Origin of the sequence: Herbaspirillum sp. WGmk3, assembly GCF_023952535.1 — a bacterium.
GTDB classification, from domain to species: domain Bacteria; phylum Pseudomonadota; class Gammaproteobacteria; order Burkholderiales; family Burkholderiaceae_D; genus Herbaspirillum; species Herbaspirillum huttiense.
On the sequence record NZ_JAKYWT010000003.1, the window covers coordinates 659,320 to 673,213 of the forward strand.

The 13,894-nt window shown below is 63.0% G+C and carries 16 protein-coding genes; 8 read left to right on the top strand and 8 right to left on the bottom strand.

The genetic code is table 11. From position 1 onward, the window contains the following. Nucleotides 1-4 precede the first annotated feature (4 nt). Nucleotides 5-892, bottom strand: coding sequence for a LysR family transcriptional regulator (locus MKD49_RS14925; protein ID WP_121041079.1), 888 nt, complete (start codon nucleotides 890-892; stop codon nucleotides 5-7). Between the two features lie 188 nt (nucleotides 893-1,080). Here MKD49_RS14925 and MKD49_RS14930 point away from each other — a divergent pair, with 188 nt between their 5' ends. Together MKD49_RS14930 and MKD49_RS14935 are read left to right on the top strand one after the other, a co-directional pair. Beyond that, a complete protein-coding gene (locus tag MKD49_RS14930; RefSeq protein ID WP_209583426.1) occupies nucleotides 1,081-1,491 on the top strand; it encodes a hypothetical protein in 411 nt (136 codons plus the stop codon). A 356-nt stretch (nucleotides 1,492-1,847) separates the two neighbouring features. Further along, a complete protein-coding gene (locus MKD49_RS14935) occupies nucleotides 1,848-3,554 on the top strand; it encodes a DUF3300 domain-containing protein (RefSeq protein ID WP_252696674.1) in 1,707 nt (568 codons plus the stop codon). A gap of 81 nt (nucleotides 3,555-3,635) precedes the next feature. Here MKD49_RS14935 and MKD49_RS14940 read toward each other — a convergent pair whose 3' ends face one another. Further along, complete coding sequence (locus tag MKD49_RS14940) at nucleotides 3,636-4,157, bottom strand: GNAT family N-acetyltransferase (RefSeq protein WP_252696675.1); 522 nt, start codon at nucleotides 4,155-4,157, stop codon at nucleotides 3,636-3,638. Between the two features lie 438 nt (nucleotides 4,158-4,595). Between MKD49_RS14940 and MKD49_RS14945 the strand changes: the two genes are divergently transcribed. The 4 genes from MKD49_RS14945 (at nucleotide 4,596) to MKD49_RS14960 (ending at nucleotide 9,012) form a co-directional block, all read left to right on the top strand. Then, a complete protein-coding gene (locus MKD49_RS14945; RefSeq protein ID WP_252696676.1) occupies nucleotides 4,596-5,309 on the top strand; it encodes a gluconate 2-dehydrogenase subunit 3 family protein in 714 nt (237 codons plus the stop codon). Between the two features lie 53 nt (nucleotides 5,310-5,362). Further along, entirely contained in the window at nucleotides 5,363-7,135 is a 1,773-nt protein-coding gene (locus MKD49_RS14950; protein ID WP_252696677.1) for a GMC family oxidoreductase, read from the top strand. A 14-nt stretch (nucleotides 7,136-7,149) separates the two neighbouring features. After that, a complete protein-coding gene (locus MKD49_RS14955; RefSeq protein WP_252696678.1) occupies nucleotides 7,150-8,424 on the top strand; it encodes a cytochrome c in 1,275 nt (424 codons plus the stop codon). Between the two features lie 156 nt (nucleotides 8,425-8,580). Further along, nucleotides 8,581-9,012 (top strand): hypothetical protein, encoded by a 432-nt coding sequence (locus MKD49_RS14960; protein WP_121041091.1) that lies wholly within the window; start codon nucleotides 8,581-8,583, stop codon nucleotides 9,010-9,012. A 15-nt stretch (nucleotides 9,013-9,027) separates the two neighbouring features. On the opposite strand, the gene MKD49_RS14965 is transcribed toward MKD49_RS14960, so the two are convergent. Continuing rightward, nucleotides 9,028-9,360, bottom strand: coding sequence for a helix-turn-helix transcriptional regulator (locus MKD49_RS14965; RefSeq protein WP_034331719.1), 333 nt, complete (start codon nucleotides 9,358-9,360; stop codon nucleotides 9,028-9,030). 125 nt (nucleotides 9,361-9,485) lie between these two features. On the opposite strand from MKD49_RS14965, the gene MKD49_RS14970 reads away from it, so the two are divergent. Then, a complete protein-coding gene (locus MKD49_RS14970; RefSeq protein ID WP_121041093.1) occupies nucleotides 9,486-10,574 on the top strand; it encodes an NADH:flavin oxidoreductase/NADH oxidase in 1,089 nt (362 codons plus the stop codon). Nucleotides 10,575-10,743: 169 nt separating this feature from the next. Then, nucleotides 10,744-10,896 carry a hypothetical protein gene (locus MKD49_RS14975; RefSeq protein WP_252696679.1) on the top strand — a complete coding sequence of 51 codons (153 nt, stop codon included), beginning with the start codon at nucleotides 10,744-10,746 and terminating at the stop codon, nucleotides 10,894-10,896. Nucleotides 10,897-11,009: 113 nt separating this feature from the next. Here MKD49_RS14975 and MKD49_RS14980 read toward each other — a convergent pair whose 3' ends face one another. From MKD49_RS14980 to MKD49_RS15000, 5 genes are read right to left on the bottom strand one after another with little or no spacing between them, the layout of a single operon-like run. Continuing rightward, nucleotides 11,010-11,738, bottom strand: coding sequence for an Imm52 family immunity protein (locus MKD49_RS14980; protein ID WP_252696680.1), 729 nt, complete (start codon nucleotides 11,736-11,738; stop codon nucleotides 11,010-11,012). A 2-nt stretch (nucleotides 11,739-11,740) separates the two neighbouring features. Continuing rightward, a complete protein-coding gene (locus MKD49_RS14985; RefSeq protein ID WP_252696681.1) occupies nucleotides 11,741-12,325 on the bottom strand; it encodes a restriction endonuclease fold toxin 5 domain-containing protein in 585 nt (194 codons plus the stop codon). Then, nucleotides 12,322-12,684 (bottom strand): hypothetical protein, encoded by a 363-nt coding sequence (locus tag MKD49_RS14990; protein ID WP_252696682.1) that lies wholly within the window; start codon nucleotides 12,682-12,684, stop codon nucleotides 12,322-12,324. The genes MKD49_RS14985 and MKD49_RS14990 overlap by 4 nt, the downstream gene beginning before the upstream one ends. Further along, nucleotides 12,681-13,175, bottom strand: coding sequence for a DUF4123 domain-containing protein (locus tag MKD49_RS14995; protein ID WP_252696683.1), 495 nt, complete (start codon nucleotides 13,173-13,175; stop codon nucleotides 12,681-12,683). The genes MKD49_RS14990 and MKD49_RS14995 overlap by 4 nt, the downstream gene beginning before the upstream one ends. Beyond that, on the bottom strand, nucleotides 13,175-13,588 hold the full coding sequence (locus tag MKD49_RS15000; protein WP_252696684.1) for a PAAR domain-containing protein: 414 nt from the start codon (nucleotides 13,586-13,588) through the stop codon (nucleotides 13,175-13,177). Before MKD49_RS15000 ends, MKD49_RS14995 begins: the two co-directional genes overlap by 1 nt. Between the last annotated feature and the right edge of the window lie 306 nt (nucleotides 13,589-13,894).

The window sequence follows — 13,894 nt, forward strand, 5'->3', positions numbered from 1 at the left end:
AGGTTCATGCCTGCGCCTGCCGCGCCTCCTCGATGAAGGCGCGCAGGTAATCGATCTCCACATCGCTTTCCCGTGCGCCCAGGTAGATGTGCTTGGCGATGCCCTGCTTGCCCAGGCGCACCGGCACGATCGCCATCTGTTCGGCATATTCCAGCACCAGCCAGCGCGGCAGGGCTGCCACGCCGCGCCCGCTGGCCACCATCTGCAGCATGATGTCGGTGGTCTCGATGGTCTTGTGGCGGCGTGGCACGATGCCGGCCGGGGTCAGGAACTGGGTGTAGATGTCGAGCCGGTCCACCGGCACCGGATAGGTCACCAGCACCTCGTTGTTCAATTGTTTGGGCTTGACGTAATCGGCGCCGGCCAGCGGATGGTCGGCCGCCACCACCAGTACCTGTTCGTAATCGAACACCGGCTCGAAGACCAGGCCGGGCTTGTCCAGCGGATCGGGCGTGACCAGCAGGTCAATCTCGTAACCGAAGAGCGCACCGATGCCGCCGAACTGGAATTTCTGCTTCACGTCCACATCCACATCTGGCCAGGCGGCCAGATAAGGCGACACCACTTTCAGCAGCCATTGGTAACAGGGGTGACATTCCATGCCGATGCGCAGCGCGCCGCGCTCGCCCTGGGCGAACTGGCGCAATCTTTCTTCGGCCAGGTTCAGTTGCGGCAGCACGCGGTTGGCGACGGCCAGCAGGTATTGGCCGGCTTGCGTCAGACGCAGGTGGCGGCCTTCACGCAGCCAGATGTCGGTGCCGAGTTGCTGCTCCAGCTTCTTCATGCTGTGGCTGAGTGCGGATTGCGTGACGTGCAGCACGCCGGCCGCCGCCGTCAGCGAGCCCTGGCGTTCGACTTCCTGCACGATGGAGAGGTGGATGCGGTCCAGCATGATGATGAATGAAACTCATGGTTGAGGAGGAATGCATCATTTTAAGTCATGTCTGAAAACTGCTCATCCGGCCATGTTTCAGTTGTAATCTGCACGGGAAGAAATGACATACAGCGTCAACCAGGGACCGGCAGACTACGTCCATGCCAAGCCGCTTTCCATCCTGATCACTGAACGAGGAGCTCATCATGCGCATTTCTTTCCGCACCCTTTCCGCCCTGTGCAGCATCGCCACCATCGGCACCCTGGCCGTCTTCGCGTCGGCGTTCAGCCAGAGCGCCTATGCCGCCTCGGCCAGTGAACTGGACCAGGCCCTGTCTCCGCATCGCGCCATGGTGCGCACGGCACTGGCACCCCAGACCGGCAGCGTGAATGACAGCGGCAACACCATGCAACTGGCCTCCAACAGCGAATCTCCTTCCTGCCGCAGCCTGCGCATGCAAGCGGAGCGCGCGCGCACCGGCGATCCGAGCAACGTGCAACGCGCCCCCGTGCCGGGCACCTGGCGCGATGGCCGCTTCACCATGAACGGACCGGGCAACATCGAGTATGGCGAACGCGCCCGCATCGAATCGCGGTACATGAGCGAGTGCCGCTGAAAATATTAGTTTTTCCTTGCTGCATCTCTCCTGTTGGCAGACCTTCATGGTCTGCCTTTTTTGCATTGACCTTGCAAAACGCTGACAAGACCATCTCGCCAACGCCCGCTTCTGGTGCGCCTTTCCAGTCAGTGATTTGTCAGTTTCCCGTGCGGCGCGATCTTTCCGCTTGACGAAGAACGAAGTCGAACCTTTCTCCATGGCCGTGCTCGAAACCTAACAATACGCGATGGCCTTGCATGGCCTGCGCTGTTACATCCCATCACAATTCTGCAGTCAACTGCGCATCGCCGCGTGTCGTTAGCCAGGCTATCGCAACGCGTTTCCGTGCGCCGTCACGGATCGAGGACTTCATCATGACAACAAGAAACAGATCTTCCGCCATCATCGTTTCGGCTTCGCTGCTCGGTGCAGTGCTGGCCCTCTCCGCCTGCCAGAAGCAGGACGCCGTCCCGCCCACCGCAGCCGCCGCGCCGGCTGCGCCGACCACGCCGCCCTACACGCCGCCCACGGCCGAGCAACTGTCGCAGATGGTGGCCCCCATCGCCCTGTTCCCGGACAAGCTGGTGGCGCAAGTGCTGGCCGGGGCCACCTACCCGGACCAGATCGTCGCCGCCAACCAGTGGCTGGGACAGAATGGCGCGCTCAAGGGCGATATCCTGCAGGCGGCCGAAGACAAGCAGCCCTGGGACGTCAGCGTGAAATCGCTCACCATGTTCCCGGCGGTGCTGTCGCAGATGGCCGCCAATCCGGACTGGACGCGCTCGCTGGGCGATGCATTCGTCAATGATCCCAACGACGTGATGAATGCCATCCAGGCCCTGCGCCTGCGTGCGCAACAGGCCGGCAATCTCAAGAGTTCCTCGCAGCTCAAGGTAGTCAGCACGGTACGCAGCAGCGACACCGTGCGGGTGGAAGATGCGCCCGCGCCGCGCACCGTCTACGCCGGTGCCCCGGTGATCCCGCCGCCGCCGCAGACCATCGTCATCGAATCCAGCCAGCCGGATACGGTCTACGTACCGGCCTACAACCCGGCCGTGGTCTATGGTCCGCCGGTGCCGGTATATCCGGGCTATGCCTATCGTCCGCCCAGCCCGGTGGCCAATGAAGTGGTGGTGGGTGCGCTGTCCTTCGGCGTGGGCGTGTTCGTGGGCGAGGCCATCAGTCATCACAGTGACTGGGGATGGCATGACTGGGGCATGCACTGGGGTGGCGGCGGTGGCGGCGATCGCCCCTCCGGCGACTGGCAGCGGCCGGCCGTGGTGTACAAGAACACCACCTATGTGTCGCACTCGACCACCGTCATCAACCGCGTGACCAACAACAACGTGACGGTCAACAATACGCGCGTGGTGAACAACAACGTGAACAACGTCAGCAACGTCAATAACGTCAGCAATGTCAGCAACGTGAACAACGTGCGCAATGTCGACGAGCGCAACGTCAACAACCAGACCCGCATCGACAATCGCCGCGAACAGGTGGCACCGGCGGCCATGAGCATGCCGCATTTCACGGCCAGCGATGCACGTCCCGGCGCGATGCCGTCACTGCGCGCGCAGGAAACTCAGCAGAAGATGGCACTGGCCAACCTGCATGCACAGCCGCAGGCGCAGAAGGAAGCCGTGCAGGCAACGGGTGCGCACCCGCATCAGGAAGCGCCACAACAGGCACAGCGCGAGCAGCAGGAGCAACGCCAACTGCAGCAGCAACAACAGGAGCAGCGCGCGCAGAAGGAACAGCAGGCAGCACGCGAACGTGAACAGGCCCAACAGAATGCCGCGCAACAGGCGCGCCAGCAGGCCGAGGAAAGAAAGGCCCAGGCGATGAAGCAGGAAAACCTTCATCCGCAGATGCAGGCGCATGCCGCTGCCGCCGCGCCCCGTGAAGAACGTCCGCCGCAGCACGAACAGAAGGCTGCTCCTGAGCGGCATGAGGCAGCGCCCCATGCACAGGAAGCGCACGCGCAAGCGAAGCACGAGCCGGCCAAACACGAGGAAGACAAGCGCGCCAACGACAAGCATGAAGGCGAAAAGCACGAGGGAGAAAAGCACAGCGGCTGAGGCCGTGAGCCCCCTCGCATCGCTGAGTAGCAACACAAAGGGCCGCTTCCATGCGGCCCTTCGTGTTTGACGCTGCGGCAATCAGCTGTCGATGTTGTCCGGATCAGTGCGCTGATCCAGCGTCAGTTGCAGGAAGGCCAGGTCCAGCCACTTGCCGAACTTGGTGCCGACCTGCGGCATGTGGCCGACCTGCTCGAAGCCGAGCTTCTTGTGCAGGGCGATGGAGCCGACGTTGCTGGCATCGATGGCGGCCACCATGACGTGTTTGCCAACGGCGCGCGCACGCGGGATCAGCGCTTGCATCAGGGCCACGCCCAGGCCTTCGCCACGGTGATCCTTGTGGACGTAGACCGAATGTTCCACCGAATGGCGGAAACCATCGAAGGGACGCCAGTCACCGAAGCTCGCATAGCCCAGCACCTTGTCGCCCTCCACCGCCACCAACACCGGATAGCCCAGCTGGCGACGGGCCGCCAGCCAGTCCTGGCGGTTCTGGTCGTCCACCAGCTTGTCGCTCCAGATGGCCGTGGTATTGACCACGGCGTCGTTGAAGATCAGGGTGATGCCGGGGATGTCGGCAGGGGTAGCGTCGCGAATCTGCATGGTGTCTCGGTCTCGGAATTCGGGGTCTGCAGCGACAATGCTGCGGATGAGCAGTGTAGCCGAAGACGGCCATGGCAGGATCTTGCCACGAGGCAGCGTCTTAAGACATCTGACAACTAGAGGTGTTAGAATGCGTGCGCTCATCCATAGAGCAACCCGCCTGGCCTGATGGACCGTGGCCAGGACCGGGAATCACAAGAAATGCCAGCCCCGCAAGCTGGACGCAAGATCGGAGACGCGTTGACCCACTCTGAGATTGCGACCCATGCCCCATTCCATTGCAACGACGTCTCATCCTGCGCAGGCCGCTCCACGCGGCATTGCGGGTGCCGGCGCGCGTGCCGTGCAGCGGTCATGGCGGGCGCAGTCCTGCCCGATGCGTCCGTGTCCCGATGCCTCGCGCAGCTTGTTTTCCACCCACCCCACTTTGCTCACATCATGACCACCAAGTTCAGTCCCTCGCGGCGTGCCGTCCTCGCGGCCACCGCAGCGGCAGTGCCGCTAGTCTCGCTGCCCCTGCTCAAGCAGGCCCGGGCCGATGGCCTGGAAGGCATCGAGCTGCAACACTACAAGCCGGTGTTCTTCAATGCCGCCCAATGGCTCTTCATCCTGGCCGCCTGCGACCGCCTGATCCCCGCCGAAGGGCGCGGGCCGGGCGCGCTGGAAACCAATGTGCCGGTCTTCATCGACCAGCAATTGCATGCCGGCCTGGGCAGCGACATCTACCAGCAGGGGCCGCACCAGACCGATGCACCGGCCACGCTGGGCTTCCAGATTCCCTATGCGCCGCAGGACGTCTACCGCATCGGCATCGAGCTGACCCAGCAGATCAGCCAGCAACAGCATGGCAAGCGCTTTGAGCAGCTGGACGCCAAGGACAAGGATGCGCTGCTGACCTCGCTGCAGAAGAACGCTGCGGACTTTGCCGCGCTGGGCGAGAAGGCGATGAAGCCGTCGCAGTTCTTCGGCCAGCTGCTGGGCGATACCAAGAACGGCTACCTGGCCGATCCCATGTACGGCGGCAACAAGGACATGAAGGCCTGGGTCGCCATCGGATTCCCCGGCGCGCGTGCGGCCTATACCGAATGGGTGGACCAGCACAACGTGAAGTATCCGCTGGGACCGGTGAGCCTGTCGGGCAAGCGCGCCTGATGCGCGGCCCTGTCTCCTCGTTCACGCCTGCAACCTCTTACTGACTTAATTCAATGCCTAACATTACCAACGACGACGTCGACGTCGTCATCGTCGGCCTCGGCTGGGCCGGCTCCCTGATGGCCATCGAACTGGCCCAGGCCGGCCTGAAGGTACGCGCGCTGGAGCGCGGCCCGGACCGTCCGCCCGAAGACTTCGCCTATCCCAAGCCGGCCGACCAGTACGGCTACGCCACCCGCAACAAGGTCTTCGCCACTCCGCGCGATGCTGCGCTGACCGTGCGCTACAACACCGCGCAGCAGGCGCTGCCGACCCGCAAGTGGGGCGCCTTCGCGCCCGGTACCGGCGTCGGCGGCTCGGGCCTGCACTGGACGGCGGTGCTGATCCGCGCCACGCCCACCGACCTCAAGCTCAAGACCTACGCCGACCAGGCCTACAAGCACAGCAGTCTCGACCCCGAGATGCGCATCAAGGATTTCCCCTTCACCTGGAACGAAATCGAGCCGCACTACGATTTCTTCGACAAGGTCTGCGGCCTGTCGGGCAATACCGGCAACCTGCGCGGCCAGATCCAGCCGGGCGGCGATCCTTTCGAAGGACCGCGCTCGAACCCCTATCCGCTGCCGGCGCTGCACGACACCTACAACAACACCCTGTTCGCCGACGTGGCGCGCAAGCTGGGCTACCATCCCTTCCCCAATCCCTCGGCCAATGTCTCGCAGGCCTGGACCAATCCGTATGGCGCACAAATTGCACCTTGCAACTATTGCGGTTTCTGCAGCAAGTATCCCTGCCTGAACTATTCCAAGGCCTCGCCGCAGACCACCATCCTCGATGTGGTCAAGCGCCTGCCCAACTTCGATTACAAGGTCAACGCCAACGTCATCCGCGTGGACCTGCACGCCGACAAGAAGACCGCACGCGGCGTGACCTACATCGACGAGAACATGAAGGAAGTGTTCCAGCCGGCCAAGATCGTGATCCTCTCCAGCTTCCAGTTCGCCAACGTGCGCCTGATGCTGCTCTCGGGCATCGGCAAGCCCTATGACCCGATCACCGAGACCGGCGTCATCGGCCGCAACTATGCCTTCCTGTCCAATGGCGGGGCGACGCTGTTCTTCAAGGACAAGCACTTCAATTCCTTTGCCACCGCCGGTGCCACCGGCGAAATGTTCAACGATATTTCGCCCGGCAACTTCGACGATGGCATCAAGCTGGGCTTCATCGGCGGTGCCAAGATCCACAGCTCGCAAGCCTCGGGCGCGCCGATCGGCACGGCGCTGCCGCCGGGCACGCCCAGCTGGGGACGCGGCTGGAAGGAAGGCATGATCGACTGGTACGACCATTCCATGAAGATCAGCATCACCACCACCTGCATGTCCTATCGCGGCCACTTCCTGGACCTGGATCCGAACTACAAGGACCCGTGGGGGCAGCCGCTGTTGCGCATGACCTTCGACTGGCGCCAGAACGAACTGAAGCTGCAGCGCTACCTGCGCGACATCGTGCTCAAGATTTCCAAGGAGCTCAATCCGGACCACATGTCGGAAAGTTTCCTGGCCCTGGATTCGCATTGGGACATCACCAAGTACGTCTCCACCCACAACGTGGGCGGCGCGATCATGGGCGATTCGCCGAGCGATTCGGCCTTGAACAAGTACCTGCAATCCTGGGATGTGCACAACGTCTTCGTCCCCGGCGGCAATGCCTTCCCGCAGAACTTCCAGGCCAATCCGACGGCTACCATCGGTGCCATCACGCTCATGGCCGCGCACGCCATCAAGACGCAGTACCTGAAGAACCCCGGCCCGCTGGTCCAGGCATGAAGGGGGGAGAGAACATGAAAAAAATGACTTCATTGCTGGCCGGACTGGCGTTGTCGCTGGGCGTGCTGGGTGTGTTCAATGTGGCGCAGGCGGCCGACCAGGATACGGTGGCACGCGGCCAATACCTGGCGCGTGCCGGCGACTGCATGGCCTGCCACAGCGCTGTCGGCAAGCCGGCCTATTCGGGCGGACTGGCCATCGACAGCGGCCACGGCATCATCTATTCGACCAACATCACGCCGGACAAGGAACACGGCATCGGCAACTACAGCGAAGCCCAGTTCTCTGCGGCCGTGCGCCACGGCGTGCGCGCCGATGGCACGCAGCTCTATCCGGCCATGCCCTACCCCAGCTATGCCAAGGTGAGTGATGAGGACATCCACGCCCTCTACAGCTACTTCATGCAAGGGGTGAAACCGGTGGCCTCCACGCCGCCGGCCAGCAGCATGAGCTTCCCCTTCAACATCCGCTGGGGGATGAAGCTGTGGAATGTCTTCTTCGCCAATGACAAGCCGTTCAAGGAGCAGGACGGCTGGAGCGCCGAGATCAAGCGTGGTGCCTATCTGGTGGAGGGCCTGGGCCACTGCGGCAGCTGCCACACCCCGCGCGGCTTTGCCATGAACGAGAAGGCCAGCGACAGCAGCCAGGCGCAGTTCCTCTCGGGCGGCGACCTCAATGGCTGGGCGGTACCGTCGCTGCGCGGCATGCCGCACTGGAGCGCGCAGGACATCGTCGACTACCTGCAGACCGGCCGCAACAAGACCGCGTCAGTGGCGGGCGAGATGAGCCTGGTGGTGGAACACAGCACGGCGCACCTGAAACCGGAAGACCTGCAGTCCATCGCCGCTTACCTGAAGACGCTCTCGCCGGTGGCCTCCGCCAGCAGCGGGCGCGTCACGCCGCAAGGGGCCGAGGCGACCATGAAGAAACTCACGGCCGCCAAGGACCTGAGCCTGGGCGAACGCCTGTACCTGGACAACTGCGCGGCCTGCCACTTCGTCAATGGCAAGGGCGCGCCGGGCATCTTCCCGGTGCTCGATGGCGCGACCGTGGTCAATGCCGACAATCCCAGCGCGTTGCTGCACGTGATCCTGGCCGGGGCGCGCACGCCGTCCACCGAGAAGGCACCGTCGATCCTGGTCATGCCGGGCTTCGCCCATCGCCTCTCGGACAAGGAAGCGGCAGAACTGGCCAGCTTCGTGCGCCAGGGCTGGAGCAACCAGGCCGGGGCCGTGTCGGAGAAGGAAGTGCGCCGGATGCGCGAGGGTCTGGCCAAGCACGGGTCCTGATCTGCTGCGCAAATCGTCGCTGTGAAAGAAAAGGCTCGCATGGCAGCATGCGGGCTTTTTTTACGCGGCTGTCACGCCAAGCCGGCTGCAAGTTGATTGACCACGATGAACGATCGCGCCACTATAGCGCCCAGGAAATTCTTCTTGAAAGCACGCATGCTCCCCACCTACGGTGCCACCTATCGCGGCAAGCACATCAGCGTCTCCTGCACGCAGCAACGCGATGGCGACGTCCTTTGCACCGTGCAGATCGACGGCGAACCGGCCCCCGGCCTGCGCGGCAATCCCTTCGCTTCGGTGGCATCGGCACAAGTGGCCGGCGTGGGTTACGCGCGTGCGGTGATCGATACCCAGCTCGACAATGACGTGGCCGAGCATCACGGCTATTTCATCCGGGTCAGCAGCAGGGAACAGATCGACGGCACCTGGGTCGGCAGTTACCAGCTGCATCGCAATGACAACCCGGTCGCCTTCCGGCGCGTGGTGTGCGAAGACTTTCGCGGCAATACCTCGGTGGAGGCAGAACAGTATGCGATGGCCACGGCCTTCGTGGCGGTAGACGCCGACGTCAAGGCCGGCAAGCTCTGAGCGGACGGGAAGGCTTCAGGCCGCCTTCTTGCGGCGGGCGGGCAGCTTGTCGTGCTGGGCCAGGATGGCCGACAGCAAACCCGGAAAACGCTGCTCGATATCAGCACTGCGCAAGGTGTTGATGTGGGTGGTGCCATTGCTCTCGGTACGCACCAGGCCGGCTTCGCGCAAGACCTTGAAGTGGTGCGAGACGGTGGACTTGGGACGCCCGCCATCGAGTTCGCCGCAGGTCGCACATTCCACGCGCGCCAGGTGGCGCACGATCTCCAGGCGGATCGAATCGCTCAGCGCGTAGAGCACGCGCTCCAGCACGAACTCGGCAATCTCGGGATGTTTGTAGGGACGCATCTGCAAGATGATACACCCTGGGTTATACTCCTTCCATAGTTCGAAGATTTACGAACAAACGAAGCGAGTGCTGTGCCAGTGCAGCGCTTGTTGATCTCATTTTCATCATTGACAAGAAGCCACCCATGTCTGCTCTCTTTACTCCCTTCAAGCTGAAGGACCTGAACCTGCGCAACCGCATCGCCGTCCCGCCCATGTGCCAGTACATGGCGGTGGACGGCAAGGCCAACGAATGGCACCTGTCGCACTACGCCAGCATCGCCCGTGGCGGTGCCGGCCTGGTGATCGTGGAGGCCACTGCCGTGGCCCCGGAAGGCCGCATCACGCCGGGCTGCACCGGCATCTGGTCGGACGAGCTGGCGCAAGCCTTCGTGCCTGTCGTCCAAGCCATCAAGGCCGCCGGTGCCGTGCCCGGCATCCAGATCGGCCACGCCGGCCGCAAGGCCAGCGCCAATCGTCCCTGGGAAGGCGACGACCACATGGCCGCCGACGATGCACGCGGCTGGGACACCATCGCCCCGTCCGCGATTGCTTTCGGCAAGGGCTTGCCCAAGGTCCCCAAGGCCATGAGCCTGGATGACATCGCCCGCGTGCGCCAGAACTTCGTCGATGCCGCCATCCGCGCCCGTGATGCCGGCTTCGAATGGCTGGAGCTGCACTTCGCCCATGGTTACCTGGGCCAGAGCTTCTTCTCGGCGCATTCCAACCAGCGTGATGACATCTACGGCGGCAGCGTGGAAAACCGCGCCCGCTTCCTGCTGGAAACCCTGCGCGCCGTGCGTGAAGTATGGCCGGAACACCTGGCCCTGACGGTGCGCTTCGGCGTGCTGGAATACGATGGCCGCGACGAGCAGACGCTGGCCGACTCCATCGGCGTGGTGCGCCAGTTCAAGGAGATCGGCATGGACATGATCAGCGTGACCATCGGTTTCACCATTCCGGAAGTGCAGATCCCCTGGGGTCCGGCCTTCCTCGGTCCGATCGCCAAGCGCGTGCGCGAGGAAGCTGGTGTGCCGGTGTCTTCCGCCTGGGGCTTCGGTACGCCGGAACTGGCCGAGCGCGCCGTCAAGGAGGGCCAGCTCGACCTGGTGATGGTGGGCCGGTCGCATCTGGCCAACCCGCACTGGACTTATCAGGCCGCCAAGGAACTGGGCGTGGAGCGCCCTTCCTGGACGCTGCCGGCACCTTACGCGCACTGGCTGGAACGTTATTGATGCGCTGATGCGGCGGCGTGCTGCGGCTCGCTGCTTGGCAGAATGACAGCATTGCCGGCCTGCAAGCCGCTCAGGGATTCCCTGAGCGGCTTGTTTGTTTTCTAGGGAAAATCACTAGAGCCAGGCGAGGTGCTTTCTCCTAAGATGAAGTCGTCTTGAGGAGATCATCATGTTCACCACCTTCCTGCTGACTGCCGTTTTCTCTACGCTGGTGACCGTTGCGTTGTCGGCCACGGGCATCTACCTGTTGGCCGAAGCGCGCTGGCGGCATCATCCGCTGGCCGGCCGTGCCAGCCTGCCGCCGCATCGGCTGCCGTATTGAGCGAGCGGGACGGCACCGTGTCCGGTGCCGCCTGGTGTGTGTCTGCCTGAATCGCGATGAAATGATGTTGGCCCCCTGGTCGTCGGACCCGGGGGATTTTTTTTGCGTGAGGGTTACAGGGCAGCGTAGCGCGGCAACAGGTCCTGGTCAGCCAGACGGATTTCGATGGCGTTGGCGGCCTGGATGTGATCGGGATTTTCATCGTCAAACGCATCGCCCGCCACCGAGACGATGATGGTGCCGCGCTGCTGACTATCCTCATTCAATACCGGCAGCAGCTCGGCGGCCTCGGGGACTTGGGCGCGCGTGATCCTGCCTGGCAGATACAGCAGCCATCCGGCGCCGGGGCGATCGGAGAAGACCTTGTGTCGCATGCCATATCCGTCAGGGTCGACAGCGATGAAGGGAGGCTGCCATTGCAACGAGAGCCCCGTCAGCACCTTGATCAGATTGGCCTTCTGACAAAGCGCAGGAACTGCTTGCGCCTGCAGGCGGAAAGTGGAATTGCCGGAATCATCTGCAACAGTCAAACCAAGAAGGATGGCTGAACCGGCCTCTTCTTCATAGCCGTTCCAGATACCAAGATAACGAAAGCCGTTGGCAGGATCACTGCGCTCACCCTCTTCCACAATGGCCAGCGCAGCGCGTGTAGGACCGTCTCTTTCAAATGCCTGGATGCGCCGGGCATCTTCCGGCGTATCAGCTGGAGGGCACCAGTCGTCCAGCGGCATGCCCACCGCGTCCAAAAGAACCGCGACTTTCCACAGTATGGAGAAATGTTCGGATGCGCTGGGCAAGGTAGCGAGCGTTGAAGCAAAGGCAAAGTTGATGACAAGATACATGATCATGGCTTATGGAAAAGTTGGATGGCGAGCTTGTTGGCAGGAAAGACCTCGCTCAGATGACGAAAGACCAAATGATCCTGCACGTACCAGCACAAGTGGGCAGGACTGGACTTCAATACGGCCGCACTCTGCGCGGCGGCTTGTTTCATAAGATTCGGGTACCCCTTCAATCCATAGAAGAACTTGGGCTCACCCGTCTTTCTGTCAAAAAACTGCGCATACCGTGCCTTGGCCTCTTGCAGCAGACACGGGCCGAGCTGGAATCCATCGAAATCAATGTCATCGAAGGCCCACTCGGTATAGGGTGCAAACCCGGTCACGCGCGCCTGATAGGCCCTTGCCTCTTCAGACATGTGCCAGTTGCGAGGCACCAGGCTCCCCGCTGCGGGGGGACAGCGCTTGCAGGACTGATCTTTCTTGAGTACATCGGCCTGACTCAATGGGGAGGACTTGGCCTCTTCGGCCCTGCGCAAACTGCTGTAGATGGCCGCCCCGGTACCGACTGCGGCCACCGACGCACCCAGCCCTATCCATCCAAGAATCTCGCTGCTGATCAGCGGTGCCGCCACGACGGGAGCGATCATGATTTGCGCTCCTCATCTTGCGGCGCGGCCAGCTTGTGCAGGACGGCGATCATGTCATCGAGCCTTTGTTCGGGCGTGGCACCCGGCCGACGAAGGTAACGCACGGTGCCCGGACGACAGAACAGGCCCGGCCAATCGGCAGACAGATACATCATGTAGATCAGGTGGGACAGCGCACCGAAGCCCAGCGACAGACCATGCTCATAGGCCTCGCGCATGCGCCGGATTACCTCGCTGCGACCCGGCAGGCGCTGCAGGTCGGCACGCTCGGCCAGGAACTGGTCGGCCACGGCGGCAATGAAATGTTCGGTATCACGTGCACGCAAACGCGCCAGGTCGTCTTCATCGAGGCGGATCATGTCGGCCTCCCGATGTGAACCCGGCGGCCATCGAGCAACAGGTGCCATTCAAACAGGTGACCGAAGAGCGTGTGGCGCTGCGCTCCCTTCAGGTCACGCGCTGCTGCAGCCAACACGCGCGGATCCCACAAGCGCAGCAGTGCAGTGCGTCCGTCGGGCAAGCTCATCTGCATGCACAAGCGCAATAGTTGCGCCAGGCCCTGCAGATCCTGCGGGCCAATGATCCAGGAAACCGCCGGAGCAATCGCTTCCAGGCGGCTGATCTGCTCCAGCAACGCAGGGGACAACTTCTCGGCCGCCAGCAGCCAGGGCCCGGCGGGCGCCAGATGCGCATCCACGGTCTCGGCAAAAAGTGCAACGACGCCGGGTGCCTCACGTAGCGCCGCATCCGTGCAGGACTCGTAGTGCAGTCCGTCCACGAGGACGTACAGCTGCAGTGCCGGCATGGTCTTCCTCGCCTCGGCCAGTCGCTTCATGACGTCGGCGGCCATCAGCTGCGCACCAGCAGGGTGGCGCCGCTGACGGCAGCATCGCGCATGCAGCTCAGGCAGATGCCGGAATCGGCCGATGCAGCGTTCCCGGCGCCGGCCTTGGCTACCTCGGCCTCAGCGGCCAGGAATTCCGGACTGGCGATCCGGCCCTCGGCATGCGTGCTGGTAGCCTGGCTGGCGATGAGTGTGGCGCCGCAGGCGGTGCGGTCACCGTGGCGTGCCACGGCCGCGCCGAGCGAGAACATGTCGCCCGCACCGGTAGTGATGGCGAAGGTCCCCTGGCACCGGGGGCAGACCGTCTGGTCGCCCACGCGCGCCACCGGCTTGCCGTGGACCATGAAAGTGAGATCGCCGGAGATGACCGTGCCGCCGTGGCTGGTCCTGTCCCCGATGGTGATGAAGGCTTGTGGCACACGCTCCTCCTCTGCAGTGATGACATCAGCCGCAGCGCGAAGAAGAGAATCCGAAAGAAGCCTTCAGCCGGTGCCGCAGCAAGGCCGCACATCATGCCGGGGCAAGACGCATCGGCCCGCATCGGGCAGAAAAGAAGAGCGAATTATGGAAGTATTTTTAGTAACGCCTGAACCCTTTTCGAGGCAGGCGCAAGCAATCAAAACAAATCAGTAAAACAGCAAAGTCCACAAGGGAACGCTGGCCAGCAGCAGACAGCCAAGGAAGGCGGCAAGGAAGAGCAGTTTTTTCTTTCGGGTGGCCATGGT